The sequence below is a fragment of the Glutamicibacter sp. NPDC087673 genome (assembly GCF_044743255.1).
GTDB lineage: Bacteria > Actinomycetota > Actinomycetes > Actinomycetales > Micrococcaceae > Glutamicibacter.
On the sequence record NZ_JBIUWB010000003.1, the window covers coordinates 45,660 to 62,591 of the forward strand.

The 16,932-nt window shown below is 52.7% G+C and carries 17 protein-coding genes; 14 read left to right on the forward strand and 3 right to left on the reverse strand.

Annotated features, from left to right (window positions below; translation table 11 throughout):
* Window positions 1-24: 24 nt before the first annotated feature.
* Window positions 25-474, reverse strand: a complete 450-nt coding sequence (locus tag ACIOTL_RS07780) for a DUF3515 domain-containing protein (RefSeq protein ID WP_105659156.1) — start codon at window positions 472-474, stop codon at window positions 25-27.
* A 141-nt stretch (window positions 475-615) separates the two neighbouring features.
* On the opposite strand from ACIOTL_RS07780, the gene ACIOTL_RS07785 reads away from it, so the two are divergent.
* The 4 genes from ACIOTL_RS07785 to rsmD are packed head-to-tail and all read left to right on the forward strand — an operon-like array spanning window position 616 to window position 5,437.
* Entirely contained in the window at window positions 616-1,662 is a 1,047-nt protein-coding gene (locus ACIOTL_RS07785; RefSeq protein WP_105659157.1) for an LCP family protein, read from the forward strand.
* A 23-nt stretch (window positions 1,663-1,685) separates the two neighbouring features.
* The gene (locus ACIOTL_RS07790) at window positions 1,686-2,654 is read left to right on the forward strand and encodes a DAK2 domain-containing protein (protein WP_105659158.1); all 969 of its coding nucleotides are present in this window, start codon (window positions 1,686-1,688) and stop codon (window positions 2,652-2,654) included.
* Window positions 2,647-4,833 carry an ATP-dependent DNA helicase RecG gene (locus ACIOTL_RS07795; RefSeq protein ID WP_400342282.1) on the forward strand — a complete coding sequence of 729 codons (2,187 nt, stop codon included), beginning with the start codon at window positions 2,647-2,649 and terminating at the stop codon, window positions 4,831-4,833. Before ACIOTL_RS07790 ends, ACIOTL_RS07795 begins: the two co-directional genes overlap by 8 nt.
* Window positions 4,834-4,852: 19 nt before the next feature.
* On the forward strand, window positions 4,853-5,437 hold the full coding sequence (rsmD, locus tag ACIOTL_RS07800; protein ID WP_105661164.1) for a 16S rRNA (guanine(966)-N(2))-methyltransferase RsmD: 585 nt from the start codon (window positions 4,853-4,855) through the stop codon (window positions 5,435-5,437).
* Here the strand turns inward: rsmD and ACIOTL_RS07805 are convergent.
* The gene (locus ACIOTL_RS07805) at window positions 5,414-6,196 is read right to left on the reverse strand and encodes a spermidine synthase (RefSeq protein WP_286172114.1); all 783 of its coding nucleotides are present in this window, start codon (window positions 6,194-6,196) and stop codon (window positions 5,414-5,416) included. The genes rsmD and ACIOTL_RS07805 overlap by 24 nt on opposite strands.
* Window positions 6,193-7,404, reverse strand: coding sequence for an aminotransferase class I/II-fold pyridoxal phosphate-dependent enzyme (locus ACIOTL_RS07810; protein ID WP_133833490.1), 1,212 nt, complete (start codon window positions 7,402-7,404; stop codon window positions 6,193-6,195). The genes ACIOTL_RS07805 and ACIOTL_RS07810 overlap by 4 nt, the downstream gene beginning before the upstream one ends.
* Before the next feature lie 110 nt (window positions 7,405-7,514).
* Between ACIOTL_RS07810 and coaD the strand changes: the two genes are divergently transcribed.
* The 10 genes from coaD (at window position 7,515) to ACIOTL_RS07860 (ending at window position 16,641) form a co-directional block, all read left to right on the forward strand.
* A complete protein-coding gene (gene coaD, locus ACIOTL_RS07815; protein ID WP_105661166.1) occupies window positions 7,515-7,985 on the forward strand; it encodes a pantetheine-phosphate adenylyltransferase in 471 nt (156 codons plus the stop codon).
* Between the two features lie 55 nt (window positions 7,986-8,040).
* A complete protein-coding gene (gene galU / locus ACIOTL_RS07820; protein ID WP_133833489.1) occupies window positions 8,041-8,943 on the forward strand; it encodes a UTP--glucose-1-phosphate uridylyltransferase GalU in 903 nt (300 codons plus the stop codon).
* A 210-nt stretch (window positions 8,944-9,153) separates the two neighbouring features.
* Window positions 9,154-10,128, forward strand: a complete 975-nt coding sequence (locus tag ACIOTL_RS07825) for an LCP family protein (RefSeq protein ID WP_400342283.1) — start codon at window positions 9,154-9,156, stop codon at window positions 10,126-10,128.
* Between the two features lie 136 nt (window positions 10,129-10,264).
* Entirely contained in the window at window positions 10,265-11,113 is an 849-nt protein-coding gene (locus tag ACIOTL_RS07830; RefSeq protein ID WP_400342284.1) for an ABC transporter permease, read from the forward strand.
* An 85-nt stretch (window positions 11,114-11,198) separates the two neighbouring features.
* Complete coding sequence (locus ACIOTL_RS07835) at window positions 11,199-11,990, forward strand: ABC transporter ATP-binding protein (protein WP_388022946.1); 792 nt, start codon at window positions 11,199-11,201, stop codon at window positions 11,988-11,990.
* A 7-nt stretch (window positions 11,991-11,997) separates the two neighbouring features.
* A complete protein-coding gene (locus tag ACIOTL_RS07840) occupies window positions 11,998-13,035 on the forward strand; it encodes a glycosyltransferase family 2 protein (protein ID WP_388021784.1) in 1,038 nt (345 codons plus the stop codon).
* 2 nt (window positions 13,036-13,037) lie between these two features.
* Window positions 13,038-13,856 carry a CDP-alcohol phosphatidyltransferase family protein gene (locus ACIOTL_RS07845; protein WP_400342285.1) on the forward strand — a complete coding sequence of 273 codons (819 nt, stop codon included), beginning with the start codon at window positions 13,038-13,040 and terminating at the stop codon, window positions 13,854-13,856.
* Window positions 13,857-13,896: 40 nt separating this feature from the next.
* Window positions 13,897-14,787, forward strand: coding sequence for a glycosyltransferase family 2 protein (locus ACIOTL_RS07850; RefSeq protein WP_400288827.1), 891 nt, complete (start codon window positions 13,897-13,899; stop codon window positions 14,785-14,787).
* Window positions 14,788-14,853: 66 nt separating this feature from the next.
* Entirely contained in the window at window positions 14,854-15,315 is a 462-nt protein-coding gene (locus tag ACIOTL_RS07855) for an adenylyltransferase/cytidyltransferase family protein (RefSeq protein ID WP_105659212.1), read from the forward strand.
* A gap of 48 nt (window positions 15,316-15,363) precedes the next feature.
* On the forward strand, window positions 15,364-16,641 hold the full coding sequence (locus ACIOTL_RS07860; protein ID WP_400342286.1) for a CDP-glycerol glycerophosphotransferase family protein: 1,278 nt from the start codon (window positions 15,364-15,366) through the stop codon (window positions 16,639-16,641).
* Window positions 16,642-16,932 lie beyond the last annotated feature (291 nt).

The window sequence follows — 16,932 nt, forward strand, 5'->3', positions numbered from 1 at the left end:
ACGTTTTGCTTGTAGGCGATCCGCTTACAAGCTCACTGACTTGTCAACACTAACGCACTTTTTGGAAGCCGGGATCTTCTGGGCTGCATCCGACAGCGTGGCCAGCACGGTACTTGACGGGATGACGTTAGGATCCAAGACGACTTCGGTCGCCGGCGTCCGGCCGTAAGTAGTCAAGGTCCAGATACCTGATTCTTCATCCTCATTCGCTACCCAGTCGACGTCATTCACGGATACGCAGGGGTCAGTAGTGGGTCCGGGAACTTCGACACCGCAACGCAAGACAACTTTTGACGGGTCGCCCCAGGCCGAGGTTGCCTGCGAGGTCGTTGAACGACGCTCGGCATCATCGATGGCTTCGGGCAGGACAACCATCATTTCCGCACAAAGCGGGTTGGCTGCGTCCGGGGCAGCATCCACGGAAGCGACTGATGCGCAGCCTGCAAGTACTGGTAGTAATAAAGTACCGCTCATCACCAATGCCGAAGTTTGAGCAAGTTTTCGGTTAAGTTTTGGTGACAGTCGGGCTTTCAAGCTGATTTTAGACACGTTATAAGACTACATCGGCACTCTGAAAGATAGGATGTACAGAGTTGAAACTGTGAAAGGTAGCAAATGTCCTTTGAAGAGCACCCAGCGCGACCGCGCAAAAAGAAAAAGCGCACCGGGCGAGCCATCGTCTTAAGCGTGCTTGCCCTCGTCATGGTCGCGGCGCTTGTTGCCGCCGGTTACCTTTGGAACCTTGGCAGAACTTTCGACTCTGAAAGCCAGACGATTACGGATGCCTTCCCCGCGGAAGAAACTCGTCCTGAAGTCAATGACGAGTCCAAGGACGCCGTCAACATCCTGCTGCTCGGAAGCGATACTCGCGCAACTCGTGAGGCGGATGAGGACAGCGAAGACTTTGGTACCCTGCCTAACGGTGGCCGCTCAGACACCATGATGCTGGTTCATATTCCTGCAGACCGCGAGAATGTGTTTGTCACCTCCGTCATGCGCGACACCTGGCTTGATATTCCGGGCGTAGGCACTGCCAAGATCAACCGCGCTTTTGCCAGCGGTGGAGTGCCCAAAGCAGTCGAAACCCTTGAGGGGCTCTTTGGCGTTCGCATTAACCACGTCGCGTCCGTCGATTTCGAAGGATTCAAGGGTCTAACCGACGCAGTGGGCGGAGTTACCGTCAATAACCCGCGAGGCTTCAAGCAGTCAATTGTTAATGGCATGTACTTCCCAGAGGGTGTTCAAACACTGGACGGTGAACAGGCACTGGCATTTGTCCGTGAACGCAAGTCCTTCCCAGGCAGCGACTACGAGCGCGTCAAGAACCAGCAGCTTTTCGTCAAGGCTTTGCTTGGTCAGTTGATGTCCAAGGAAACCCTGACCAACCCGGGTAAGGTCTCTGAAGTTGTTTCTCAAATTGCACCGTTCATTGCAGTTGATGAAACTCTGGATTCTGGCAAGGTTGCCTCTTACGCTTCCTCCATGCTGAACCTGCGTTCGAACGATATGGAATTCTTCACCCTTCCTAACAAGGGCCCGGGACGTTCGGCCGACGGACAGTCAATTGTCATTCCGGATATGGAAGTGATTGAGAAGTTTGGCAAGGCACTGCAAGAAGACAAGATGGCAGAGTTCGTAGAAAATACTGACCTGTCACGATAACTCCACTGAAGGACCAACTTTCCATGACTCCCCAAAAACTCGATACCTCGGTGCGTGCCATCAGAGAATGGCTCGCACGGAGTGTCAAGAGTCTCGGGAACCATTCTGACCGGCTCAATGCCATCAACGTTTTCCCGGTAGCAGACGGAGATACGGGCAGTAACCTGTATCTGACTGCACGGGCAGGTCACGATGCAGTGAGTAAACTGGAAAGCGACGACATCGGTGGCTTCTTAGAAGTTGCCGCGCGCGCGTCAATGGAATCGGCGCGCGGCAACTCTGGAACCCTGTTGGCTGTATTCCTCAGCGGCCTGAGTGAACCGTGGGTCGGTTACGAGCGGCTTACCGCGCCGCTGCTAGCCCTTGGGCTTGAACGTGCCAAGGTGCGCTCATGGTCAGCACTTAGCGAACCAGTCGAAGGCACCATGCTCTCCGTGATCAACGCCATCGCGTTGGCCGCAGGCTCAACCCTTGCTCACTTGAAGTGCGATTTAGAAAGCCGTGCAGCGTTGGACACGGTATTGACCCAGATGAGCCAAGCGGCTCGATTGGCAGTGAAGGGAACTGAAACAGAGCTCCCGTCCCTCGTTGAAGCCGGTGTAGTAGATGCGGGCGCGGTGGGCATGCTGATCATCATCGATGAACTTTGCGCTGCTATTCGAAGCGACGCCACTGATTTTGAGTCCTACGAGAAATTCCATGGCTATCAGGTCCAGGATCCGCATGTTCATCTGAACAATGACACTGAAACCGGCGTCGAAGTCATGTGCACTGTCTCTCTGGACGCATTAGGCGCTGCTACTCTGCGCGGTCAGCTAGATGCCATGGGAAATTCCGTGATCATGTCCCCGGTAAACCAGCTTGAAGAAGACACCTACCGTTGGCGCGTACATGTGCATGTTCCGGAGTCTGAAAAAGCCTTGGACCTGATCAAGAAATACGGTGACCCAGTGAATATCAGCGTCACCGACCTGTGCACCCACGATGGCTGAAACAACGCTGACCACGTTTGAGAATGCAGAACTCTCAACATTCCTCGGAAATAAGAACGCCACCGCGCTGGAAAAGGCATTCGGCTACAGCACAGTGGGGGAGTTCCTCTGGCATTTTCCGCGGCGCTATGTCGAAGTAGGCGAACTTACGCCGATTTCAGAGCTTCCCTTTGACGAGCACGTCACCGTTGTGGCCCAGGTGGTCAACGTTAGCCAGCGACAGATGCACTCGCGTCGCGGTTTCATTTTTGAAGTGACCGTTAGCGATGAACTCAGTGCAGGCGGCCAAGAGCTGAAGATGACCTTCTTCAATGGTTACCAAGCCCGAACGGACCTGGATATTGGAACTATTGCAATGTTCAGCGGCAAGGTTGGCTGGTACCAGGACCACCTGCAGCTGAGCCAGCCCGAATACGCGATCCTGGATGAGGCATCACAAGCGGATCCGCGCCCTATCCCGATCTATCCGGCCTCGGCGAAGATGCCGAATAAGCGCATCAGGGATTTGATGGCGTTGTTGATGGAAGAATTCACAGATCAGAATCTTCCTGAATTTCTTCCAGCAGACCTCCTACGCACCCATCATTACCCAGTACGCCATCAAGCGTTCTTGGATCGACATTTTCCCAAAGAAATCAAGCAGGCTTACGTCGCTCGACAGCGCTTGGCCTTTGAAGAAGCCTTCATGCTGCAGCTGGCATTAGGGGAACGCGGTCGCCAGCTGGGAGCGCAGAAAGCTATCCCGCGTCCACAGGTGACAGGACGACTGGCCGATAAATTTGATGCCATCCTGCCGTTTACCCTCACTGAAGACCAGCTCCTTGTCGGAGAACAAATCTCTGCCGATCTGGCACAGCCACATCCGATGCATCGATTGCTGCAGGGAGAGGTGGGCTCCGGCAAGACCATTGTCGCGCTACGTGCCATCTTGCAGGTGATCGATGCCGGAGGCCAAGCAGCACTCCTTGCACCGACAGAAGTCCTGGCCGCACAGCACTATGCGTCTATCAAGAAGATGCTTGGCAACCTTGCAGAACCCGGATTGTTCGGCGAAGGCGAAGGAACTGGAGTCGCGCTCCTGACAGGTTCGGCAAAAACTGCACAGCGTCGTGAAGCTCTATTAGGTATTGCCAGCGGTGAAACAGGACTGGTGATTGGGACGCATGCCCTGCTGGGCGATCAGGTGCAATTTGCTGAACTTGGCCTAGTCGTCGTGGATGAGCAACATCGTTTTGGCGTTGAACAGCGCGATGCCTTGCGGGCTAAGGCGGCCGGCTCTGTTCCGCATACACTGGTCATGACCGCTACGCCGATCCCGAGAACCGTCGCTATGACCGTGTTCGGCGATTTGGACACGTCGACAATCAAGCGCATGCCCGCCGGGCGCGCACCGATCCAAACGCATATTGTTCCCATGCAGCTGACCGGTTTCCGGGACAGGTTGTTCTCAAGGATCATTGAGGAAGTCGGGAAGGGCCACCAAGTCTATGTGGTGTGTCCAAGAATTTCGGACACGACAGCGGAACAAGGCGTTCTCCTAGCGACCTATGAAGATTCTGCCGGACAAACCATGAGCGTCGAAGCCATGCAGGAGTTGCTGGGTGGGATGCCTGAATTTGTTGGGATACGTACCGAAGCGCTGCACTCGCAACTGGATGCAGCAGACAAGCAAGAAACCATGGATTCCTTTGCACGTGGCGAAATTGACGTGCTGATTTCTACGACTGTCATTGAAGTCGGTGTTGACGTTCATAATGCGACGTTGATGGTGATCATGGACGCTGAGCGCTTTGGCATCTCGCAGCTCCACCAGCTGCGTGGCCGCGTAGGCCGTGGCGGATTTCCCGGGACGTGCCTCATGACCACATGGTTGGACGCGGACCATCCGTCGGTTGGACGTTTGAAGACGATCGAGTCAACAATCGATGGCTTTGAGCTAGCCGAAGCAGACTTGGCGGAACGCAAAGAAGGAAACATCCTCGGCGTTCAGCAATCGGGTAGCCGATCGTCGTTGCGGGAACTGAGCATCATCAAGGATCGCTCGCTCATTGAGCGGGCTAGAACCGATGCGGGTCTCCTCCTTGCCGATGGCAACTGGGGACGTCATCACCCCGGACTCCTGGTGGCTGCCGGGAATTGGCTTGATGAGTCCACCAAAGAATATTTAAATAAGAACTGATTGAAGGTAGATCTAGGCAATGAGCCGAATAATCGCTGGAGCCGCTGGCGGGCGTCCACTGAAGTCCGTACCTGGTGATGCAACACGCCCTACAACGGACCGGGTCAAAGAGGCTCTCTTCTCCCGTTTGGAAAGCTGGGATATCCTCTCTGGCGCACGAGTACTGGATCTCTTTGCAGGATCAGGGTCGCTAGGCGTCGAGACAGCCAGCCGCGGGGCGCGGCAGGTTGTTCTGGTAGAAAAGGCGCCCAAAGCGGTCTCTGTTTGCCAGCAAAATGCGGCACTGGTGAATAAGGTTCTGAAGACCGATACCGTTACGGTTCAGCGCGGGAGTGTTGATAGCGTCCTCGATGGGTATTACAACGCGGTTTCGGGAGTGCCCAGCAAGACCTTTGACGTGGTCTTGCTGGATCCTCCTTACCCGCTGACTGAAGAAGAACTAGCTGTCACGCTCGAGAAGATATCCAGAATCCTAGCTGAAGATGCCACCGTGATCGTCGAGCGTTCCGGTCGTTCACCAGAACCAACATGGCCGAGCGCCATGGAGAAGTTCGCCGACAAGAAATACGGCGAAACGCACCTATGGTTTGCAGAACCCATCTAGATCCATCGAATGGCGAACCTCTGACGGGTGTGGTCCCGCTGCCTGGCATTGGAGTATTAGATCGTCCCGGAATCGTTGGCGGGACGCTGTCAATATCAAGTTCCCGGGGAAGCGCTTGGTAAACATTTCCGGACTTGAACTCAGCATCACGAATTCAAAGCTGGAACCTGCTGCCTCAACTTGAGAACAAGTGAAATCCAAGGGAGGATCATCGCCAATGTTCACAAACAGCAATCCGTCGTTGGCCAATGAATTCTTGAGTTCTGCGTAGTAGCCGTCGGTGGTGAGGTGTTCTGGTGCGTCCGGCCCAGAGAAGATATCCAGTACGATGACGTCAAACTTTTCATCGACCAGTTGTTCGGCAAGCACGCTCCTTGCATCGGCAACAATTGGGGATAGATCGCAGCCTTGAGGCAAAGGCAGATGCGTGAGAACGAAATCAAGAAGTTCCCGCTCAATGTCTACAGCTACGTGAGTACTCGACGGATAAACCACACTCGCCCAGCGAGCCAGAGTCAAAGCGCCTGCGCCGAGATGCAGCATCTTCATTGGACGCTCCTCTGGGCGCAGGACCTTCAGATGATTGGCAATGCGCGCGAGATATTCGTAGAAGACTTCTTCCGGATGCGAAAGATTGACATGCGACTGGGGCGCGTCGCCGATGGCGAGTATTTTTGACCCGGGGACCAAGTCATCGTCGTAAATCGTGGCGTGTTCCTGGACGAAACCAAGCCACCGTTTAGCCAGCTTTCGTGTCAATTGGAGAGCACCTCTGGCAGGCGCTGCAATCGCTGAACTGCATCGGAAATCACGTCAGGCTTTTTGCAGAAGGCGAAGCGCAGCAGGCCCTGGTAGTCATTTCGGTTTTCGGGATGGACAAAGGCCGACATCGGTATCGCCGCAACTCCGAGGTGCTCGGGCATCATTCGTGCTACTTCAGCAGCATCATTCAATTCAAAGCCACGTACATCAGCAACCAAGAAGTAGGTACCCTTTGGGCGAATCACCGGGATGCCAGCTGTTTCCAGACCTGATGCGAGAATTTCTCCCGACTGTCCGAGATCGGCGGCGAAGCGCTCGAAGAAGGCGTCTGGAAGTTGCAGGGCTTTCGCTACTGCCGGTTGGAACGCTGGGCCCGAGGAGTAGGTCAGGAACTGTTTCACTGTACGGACAGCAGTGATCAGTTGGCGAGGACCGGTTGCCCAGCCTACTTTCCAGCCAGTAAAGGAGAAAGACTTGCCCGCTGAAGAAATGGTGATGGTTCGCTCTGGTCCACCGGGCAAGCTCGCGATGGGAACATGTCGCACACCGAAAGTCAGATGTTCATAGACCTCATCGGCGATGATGATGCAGTTGTGCTGATGCGCCAGGGCAATGATTTCTTGGAGCACTGAAACATCTAATACGGTGCCAGTTGGATTATGGGGATTATTCACGAGGATTACCCGCGTCTGGTCAGTGACTGCACGTCGAAGGTCATCCAAATCGGGTTCGAAATTCGGAGCCTTGAGCTGAACGACCTTATGCACAGCGTTGGTCAACCCAATCATGGCTGCATAGGAGTCGTAGTAAGGCTCAAAGGTCACAACTTCATCGCCAGGTTCCAGGAATGCCAGCAGAGAAGCGGCGATGGCTTCAGTTGCGCCTGTGGAAACGACAATCTCAGTCTCCGGGTCAAGCTTCAACGAATAGAACCGTTCCTGATGCGCAGCGATAGCTTCGCGGAGGTTCAGGGTCCCTGAACCTGGTGCGTATTGGTTAGCGCCATTTTGAATTGCGTCGATGGCAATTTGCTTGATTTCTGGTGGACCCTCGGAATCGGGAAACCCCTGGCCTAGATTGATGGCCTTGTGGTGATTCGCTAATGCGGTGATTTCTTCAAAGATCGTCACTCCGGGCTGTCCATTGGAATCTAGTAGGTTGGCACCATATGCGGTTCGCTGCCATGGAGTGAATTCAATGCTCATGAGTCCATTATCATCTCGTACAGAGGAACGAGGGTATTAAGTCATGGAATCTTTACGAGACATTCACACCAGATCGCTAATTTGACATGAGTTCTTGATAGATTCAGTTCATGCGAAGAGCGGTATGCCCGGGTTCTTTTGACCCAATTCATAATGGACACGTCGAAATCATTGCGCGTGCGGCGAGCCTTTTTGATGAGGTGATCGTGGCAGTGTCCACGAATTACTCCAAGAAGTATCGCTTCAGCGAAGACGAACGAGTCGCCATGGTCGAAGAAACTGTCGGTGGACTGCGTGGGGTTTCCGCTGTGCCGATGGGCCAGGGGCTGCTAGCTGATTTCTGCAAGGAGCAGGGAGCGGAAGCAATCGTCAAGGGATTGCGTAGCACTGTTGACTACGCCTATGAGATTCCCATGGCCACGATGAATCGGCATCTGACAGGTGTTGAAACGGTCTTCCTTCAGGCTGATACGCGATACACGCATCTTTCCTCATCTCTGCTCAAGGAAGTACAGGCTCTTGGCGGGGACGTTGATGAGTACTTCCCGCGCGCTGTAATCAAGAGGCTTACTCATCCGTAGGTAGTTGCGCAATACTGTCGCCATTAACTAATCCGAAGATAGGGGATTCAACACTATGTCTGCACCTCGCGCTATTACCAAAGCGGTCATTCCGGCAGCCGGTTTAGGGACACGTTTCCTTCCTGCAACGAAGGCAATGCCAAAGGAAATGCTCCCAGTCGTCGACAAGCCAGCGATTCAATACGTTGTCGCCGAAGCTGCTCGTGCTGGGCTTAATGATGTCCTGATGATTACCGGACGAAACAAGCGCGCTCTTGAAGACCATTTTGATCGTGTTCCGTCACTGGAAGCGTCTTTGGAAGCGAAGGGTGATACGAAGAAGCTCGCGTTGGTGCAAGATGCCACAGCGTTGGGGGATATCCATTATGTACGGCAACGCGATCCTCGCGGGCTGGGTCATGCAGTCTTATGTGCCAAGCAACATGTAGGGGATGAACCATTTGCGGTTCTTCTCGGTGATGACTTGATCCATGAAGATGATGACTTGCTTTCTTCCATGATTGACATTCAAAAGTCGACTGGCGGTTCAGTTATTGCTCTGATGGAAGTTGATCCGAAACAAATCAGTGCTTATGGATGTGCAGATGTGTCCCCGGTAGAGGATGCCGACTACGTCAAAGTTAATGGATTGGTTGAGAAACCGAGCGTTGAAGAAGCACCGAGTAATCTAGCTGTCATTGGACGTTATTTACTGCATCCCCGTGTATTCGAGATTCTGAAGCACACGGCTCCCGGTAGGGGCAATGAAATTCAGTTAACGGATGCTTTACAAGAGTTGGCGACTGCCGACGGGGAGGGAGCTGGTGTGCACGCTGTAGTTTTCCGAGGTCGGCGTTACGACACAGGCGACAAACTAAGTTATCTGCAAGCGAACATTGCCCTTGCTGTGGAGAACGAAGAACTCGGGGCCAACTTGAAGACTTGGCTGAAGAATTTCGTTAGAACTCTAGAAGACTAGTTCTTGACCTAGGCTACTCAGGATAATCACATTTATCTTGGGTAGTCTTTTTCATTGCGCGAAGTCACCCAGGCTGCCGTTGACCTTGGGGGATCGTTGCCCGGTGGAGTAGGAATGAGAATAGTGCAAGACCAAGATTCAGTCTTTTTGTCGCGGAGCGCGCGGACTCGATCTGAACGTCGGAAAAAGAAGAGAACACAAGGCATCGTCGTGTCTGTAGTTGTAGTGCTCCTGGTGGCAGTGCTCAGCACCGGCTATGTTCTTTTCGATTTGCAGCGCCAGTTCAACACGAAATCTAATACCGTGGATTTAGGATTTTCAGACGCCGAGGAGCAAGCTCGTCCGATCAAAGATCCTGAAGATAAGTCCATGAATGTCTTATTACTGGGCGTCGATCATGCAGATGAAGGTACTGCCGATGCTCAAGCTCTTGATGGGGCAGTTTCACAACGTAGCGATTCAATGATGCTTGTTCATATCCCGGAAGACCGCTCACAGGTCTACGTTATGTCGATGGTTCGAGACATGTATGTGGAGATTCCGGGGCATGGAATGAACAAGCTCAATGCCGCGATATCGCTTGGCGGGGTTCCTCTGTTGATGCAAACGATTGAAGGACTCTTCAGCACCAAGCTTGATCATGTAGCCATGGTTGATTTCGAAGGGTTCCGTGAATTATCGACTGCTCTCGGTGGTGTGACTGTAAATAATGAGATCCCATTCACGGCAAACGACACGGACTACTTCTACCCAGCCGGCGACATCACGCTGGAAGGCGACCGCGCACTTCGGTTTGTGCGCGAGCGAAAGTCGTTTACCAATGGTGATTACCAACGTGTCGCGAATCAACGCAAGTTCATCGCTGCAGCAGCAAATCAGGTGCTCTCATCAGGAACATTAACTAACCCTGTCAAGCTGTACGAAATCGTCGACAAGGTTTCTCCCTATCTCACCTTTGACGACAACTTTGATGCCGCAACCTTGGTCGGACTGGGTTTGCAACTCAAAAACGTGGACACGGAGAATATGGAGATGTTCACCATGCCAACTGCTGGAACATCGACTAGTGCAGACGGGCAATCAATAGAATTGGCAAGCGAACTCGCTGTTGCTCAAATTAGCGAAGCTTTGCAAGGCGATGCCATGGCTGACTACCTTCGCGAAAACCCGCCTGAAACACCGTAAGTAGTAGATGTGGGATGTACTACACCAAGCTGAAGAGCGAAAGCCAGAAGAACAGCTCTCCATCTACTAGACTTTGTACATCTATGCTTAGCCGATAATGCATCAAGAAGCATTCGAACAAGAGGACATAATTCGCATGACAGTTGCAGATGAGGCCGAAAAATACGGCTTGCACCGTGTTGGTGCAAGACCAACATTGGTCAACTATCTGAAGCAGACATGGCAACGCCGCGAGTTCATTTATGAGCTGGCTAAAGCACGCGTCCAATCGCAGAACCAGCGAAATCGCCTGGGGATGGTATGGATCGTAATCAAGCCGACATTCAATGCTTTGGTGTACGGATTTGTCTTCGGCATCTTGCAGGGCGGCGCACGAGGTGTCGATTTCCCCGTTTATGTCGTGATCGGCGTTTTCCTTTTCGAGTTCTTCTCAACCTCGATGAACGGCGGAGCCAAGTCGATCACGGGGAATGCGGCTTTGGTGCAATCTCTTGCCTTCCCACGATTATCTCTGCCTGTCGCTCAGGTTACCCAGAACTTGCTGACTCTCATGCCAATGATCGCAGTGATGTTCATTTACGCTCTGATTCTTGGTACCAGCCCTAAGTGGACTTGGTTTGGGATTATACCGATCCTTGCAATCTTTACTGTTTTCAACCTCGGAGTCGCGTTAATTTGTGCTCGCATCACTGTGCACGTCCGTGACTTCTCGAACGTGTTACCCATGATTGGCCGCGTTCTGTTTTACACCTCAGGAGTGCTTTTCAGCGCAGAACGACTTCTGAATCATTGGCCCTGGATGATTGCAATCTTCGACATACATCCGATATATCAGACCCTGCAATTGGCTCGTGGATTCATCATGGATCATGCTGAGTATGACACGCAGGCATGGTGGGTTATATCCGTTTGGGCAATTTTCATGCTTATCGCTGGGTTGATCTTCTTCTGGAAGGCCGAAGAAAGGTACGGACGTGCGAATTAGTTTCGATGATCTGATTAACCCGCAGCTGCATCCGGAGTACGAGCCAGCGCCTATATTCTCAGATGACACCTCCTTCATCGATGTTGTGACGCCTGACCAAGTCGAGTCGCAGTCGATTACTGTGGATTCGTCAAGGCAGCCTGTCGTCATCGTCGATAATCTGCATGTGAAGTATGAGGTGTTTGCAAGTGGCAAGGCAATTGGAAACGCAGGCGCCCGCCGCCTTCTCCAACCAAAGCTCAGAGGTGTTCGAACAGTTCATGCGCTCAAGGGAATTTCCTTCGTCGCCTATGAAAATGAATCAATCGGTGTAATTGGTTCGAACGGCTCGGGCAAATCCACGTTGCTTAGGGCCATCACTGGACTGACTCCGCCATCGGATGGCGCAGTATTCGCTCGTTCACGCCCCAGCCTACTTGGCGTAGGCGCAGCTTTAATCCCCGATCTTTCAGGCGACAAGAACATTACCCTAGGCGGGTTGGCGCTTGGATATAGCCGCGCTGAAGTCGAGAAGATGCGGGAAGAGATTACGAAATTTGCCGAGCTCGAAGAGTTTATCGACCTCCCAATGCGTACATATTCTTCGGGCATGGGCGCAAGGCTAAAGTTCGCGATTGCAGCTTCTAAAAAACATGACATCCTCATTGTTGATGAGGCTCTTGCTGTAGGCGATGCGAAATTCCGAAAGCGCAGTGAGGCCAAAATCCGCGAAATCCGGGATAGCGCGGGTACCATTTTCAATGTTTCCCACTCTATGAATTCCATCAAGGAAACCTGTGATCGTTGCATCTGGATTGAAAAGGGTGTGCAAATGATGGATGGTGACACTGCTTCAGTGATAAAGGAATATCAGAAATTCTTGAAAGCGAAGAAGTAAGGCCCGCATGACTCAACTTCCTGGCGTTTCCTATGTCATGCCCGTGCTGAACGAAGCGGACTACCTTGAAGAAGCGGTAAGTTCGATCTTGGGGCAGGACTATTCTGGCGAGAAGGAACTTGTACTGGCATTAGGGCCCAGTACTGATACAACAAACAACGTTGCCCGACGCCTGGCTGATGCCGACGCAAGAATCGTATTAGTCCATAATCCTCTTGGCAGAACACCCATTGGTCTCAACTTGGCTATTCGGGCGTCTACTTTGCCGATAGTTATTCGCGTCGACGCCCATAGCGAGCTGCCGTCGCACTACACACAACGTGGAATCGAAACTCTTTTTCGCGTGAATGCGCACGACGTTGGGGGACTGATGGACGCAAAAGGGCGTACACCTGTCCAGCGAGGAATCGCAGCGGCTTATCATTCGAAGTTTGGTTTTGGCGGACCGGCATATCATTCGGGTGCCCCAGAAGGCCCTGCTGAATCTGCGTACCTCGGTATCTTTCGTCGCGAAGTATTTGAAGAAGTCGGTTACTACAACGAGGAACTATGGCGAGCCCAGGATTGGGAACTCTGCTTGCGTATTCGCCAGGCGGGCCACACCGTTTGGTTCGATCCAGAACTAAAGGTCGGCTACTATCCGCGTGATAGCTTCAAATCCTTGATTAGCCAGTCCAAGGCCTCGGGGACTTGGCGAGCAGAAATTGCGCGGCGCTTCCCTGAAGGTAAGTCGTTGCGCCACGATGTTCCACCACTATTGCTTTTGGGGGTTGCAACGGGACTAGCGGCAACTGTAATTGAGCCGCTAGTTCGCGAAGCAGCCCCAACCGGTGTGAGCGTAGTTTTGAACTTGGCCAAGGCCGTACCTGCGGTCTATGCAGCGATCGCGTTGGCTGCGGGGCTGACTAGCAACGCAAAAGGATTGAAAGACAAGTTGCTGGCAGCATGTGCTTTCCCCGCAATCCATTTGCCTTGGGCTTTTGGATACATCAAGGGTCGTTTTTGCGGGGCAGCCGGCACTGTCGACAAAGGGCGCGTTAGGTAATCATGGTTGAACGTCCAAAGAATCCAACGCTCGAACAGCTGCGTGCGGTCTGCCAACCTCCGGAAGTCCGTGCGCGTAAGAATGCCGAGCACTGGACAGCTGAGCTGTACCTGCGCCATATCTCCATTTACCTCACCGCAATACTGGTGCGCACGCGTATCAGTGCCAATGGCGTTACCGGCTTGATGATTCTTGCGGGTTGGTTCATGTCTCTAGCGCTGTTGATCCCTGGCATCTGGGGACCGTTGCTGGCAGTAATCTTGTCGCAGCTCCAGCTGTATTTTGACTGTTCTGACGGAGAAGTCGCACGTTGGAGGGGAACTCAATCTCCTCGCGGTATTTTCATTGACATGGTTGGGCACCACACAACAGAGGCGCTGATCCCAATTGCTTTGGGCTACCGAGTCTTCAGAGAACTATCTGCGGATGATTCCTCAGTTGAGCAGGCCTGGCCTACACTGTTCATGGCCGCTTGCCTGTCGGTTCTTCTGGTCCTGAACCGTTCGCAGTCACTCATGGTTCATGCGGCCAGAGGCATGGCGGGTCTCGGGAGATTGCCGGATACTGCCGCCGCCAGATCTGTTCCAACAATTTCATTCGTTGGAAAGCTGCGTTCCTTGGCTCGCTTCTTGCCATTCCATAAGCTACTGCACGCAGTGGAACTATCGCTGATCATTCTTGGATGCTCAATTATCTCCGTAATCGTTGGTATTCCAGGAGTCGCTGAAAAGTGGATGATCTGGATCCTGTTGCCTGCATGCGTCTTGGTGAACTTTGGGCATTTCCTTTCCAATATGGCCTCGTCCCGACTCAAAGCATAGTTTGACCTAATTCCGTATATCCCACCGCCTTAGAGGACAAATGCCTGCAGAGATCAAGCCAACCATCGGCGTAGTTGTGTTGACCATGGGTAACCGCCCGGTTGAGCTCCGACGCGCCCTGGAATCTTTGCTGGCCCAACGCTCAGTGCTGATTGACGCTGTAGTCGTAGGCAACGGATGGGATCCTACGGATATCCCTGAAGGGATCAAGACTCATTTTCTTCCAGAGAATTTGGGCATTCCGGCCGGCCGGAATGCTGGAGTGAACCAGGTAAATGGCGAATACTTGTGCTTCCTCGATGACGATTCATGGTTCATCGATGATGACTTCTTGATTACGGCTGTCGAACGGTTCAAGCATTACCCTCGCATGGGGCTGTTGCAGCCGCGCATCACTGATCCGGAAAACGAAGAACAGAATCCACGACGTTGGATCCCGCGATTGAAAAAACGAACGGCAGTTGAACCAAGCAAAGTTTTCCACGTGGGTGAAACTTGCCTAGTTACTACCCGTAGAATTTTTGATTCCACCGGTGGCTGGGCAGGGGGATTCTGGTACGCGCATGAAGGCATCGAACTTGCCTGGCGTGTATGGGACACCGGCACTTACGTCTGGTATGCCGGCGACATGCAGATTGGCCATCCAATCGTGGATCCACGACGCCACGACGAGTTCTATCGTTTGAATGCCCGAAACCGGGTGTGGCTGGCTCGCCGTAACTTGCCCGTGCCGCTGCGTTGGATCTATCCAACAACCTGGATGCTCATTGAGTGCTTGCGGCTGCGACACAACAAAAGCGCTGTGTCCCAGTACATAGCCGGATGGCGGGCAGGTTGGACCGGCAGCCCCTGGTACCGTGAACCACGGCCTAAACTTAGATGGAAAACAATAGTTCGCATGACCCTCGCGGGTCGTCTGCCTATTATCTAACGACGAATACAAGTGAGCGCCACTAGCTGAGCAAGCGAAGCTATTACCTTACTTCGAAAGGGACCCATGACTAAAACTGTTTTGACGTACGGAACTTTTGACCTGTTCCATATCGGCCACCTGAATATCCTGAAGCGTCTTAAGGAGAAGGGCGACCGCCTGGTTGTTGGCGTATCCACTGATGAGTTCAACGCCATCAAGGGCAAGAAGCCTGTAGTTCCTTTCGAACAGCGTCTCGAGATCGTCCAGGCCATCAAATACGTAGACCTCGCCATTCCCGAAGAGAACTGGGAACAGAAACGTACTGACATCAAGAAGTACGATGCAAAGGTCTTCGGCATCGGCGAAGACTGGAAGGGCAAGTTTGACGACCTCGGTGATGAGGTCGAAGTTGTCTACCTTCCACGTACCTCCGGTATCTCGACAACCGAAATGAAACGTGTCCTGAGCGAGTTCGATGAGCGACATGTCACGTCGTTAAAGAACACATTGGACACTTTGAGCCAGATCGTAAAGGAACTGAGCTAGTAAACTCGTTTGGTTGTAAGTTGTTGTTTTCGAGATTTGAAAGTACTCATGGCTAGCGAGCACATCACAGACTCCATCAAGTCCAGCGTAAAGGGCGCCCTGCAAAAAGTGGGGCGACGTCCGGAAGCAAAACGGATATCCCGTCTGATGGGGCTAACCGGTCGTCCGTCGGCCAATGTGAATGTTGGTGTATCCAATATTCCGGTACCAGGATCTGTAGCGGTTTACTTCGGAGATGGCGCTGACAAGATCTATCAGGTGACTCAGTGGCTTCCGGTGCTTGAAGAACTGCATGAGAAAGAAGAAGTACTGCTGGTCTTCCGTACTTTGAGTGCTTTCAAAGCGGCGGAGAAATTTACAGACCTGCCACGGATCTATGTACGCCGATTGACCGATCTCATGGATCTTTATGATGACAATGACCTGAAGCTGGTCATATACACCAACAATTCGCGCACGAATTTCCAGTCCCTGGATCACCCAAGGCTTGTTCACGTGCATGTAAACCATGGTGAGAGCGACAAACTCTCGATGGTTTCGAATAAGGCCAAGGCCTACGACAAGGTTTTTGTCGCAGGCCCTGCAGCCATCAAGCGCCACGAGGCAATGTTGATTGACTTCGAGTTCAACAAATTAGAAGTCACCGGTCGTCCGCAGCTGGATATCAACTTCGAACTCGAATTGGAACCAAGCGAGAAGTTCGATGTCATGTATGCGCCGACGTGGGAAGGGGAAAACGAAGACAACAACTACACCTCGTTGGACAAATACGGTGTTGCCATTGTCGAGTCATTATTGGAGAACCCTTCTTGGCGCGTCGTCTACAAGCCGCACCCACGAATTCAGGAAAGCAATACTCCTGGCGTTGCTCAGGCACACGCACGCATTCTGGAAATGATCGAAGCTGCCAATGAAGCCGGCGCAGAGCACGTGATATCCGAACAGGGCAATATCTTGGCCATGTTCGAGTCGATCGATGCGCTGATTACCGATGTTTCCAGCGTAGGCCTGGACTACCTGTACCTCCACCCGGGCAATCCGTTAGTCATTTCCGACCGACGTAGTAACCGCGAAATTCTTCACCGCGATGCACCCGTTGCGCAGGCCTGCCACGTGGTAGACCAAGATAGCGTGAAGAACGTTGGAGACCTGCTCGCCGATGCACTGACTCGTGACGGACACAAGGATCAGCGCATTGAAATGCGCCAGTTCTACTTTGGCGACCTGAACCGAGGCGATTCAACTAAGCGGTTCCAGGACGTCATTCAGAAGCTGATTGTTGAACGTCAAGGAAAGCTGGAGAACTTCCGGGGTTGGCACAGCTAGAGGTCCGCTGACTCCTTGGTCCCGATTCGTACCATACGAATTGGGACCAATTGCTTTAAGCGCCAGATAATGACAACGCTCCAGTCGAGGCAGACTCTATGGCCATTTGCAGGTGTCCGTGGCGGTTTCAAACTGATTTGAGCGCCCATGGGCGGTAATCTTAGACTGTGGATCACATGAAATGACGGCCACTGCCGTGTGGTGCTAGCGGCCTATTCATGTTGTACACGCGCGATTTCCAGGCTGTTCCGCTGAAAGACTGACGCGGGGGATAACAGCTAAAACATTGAA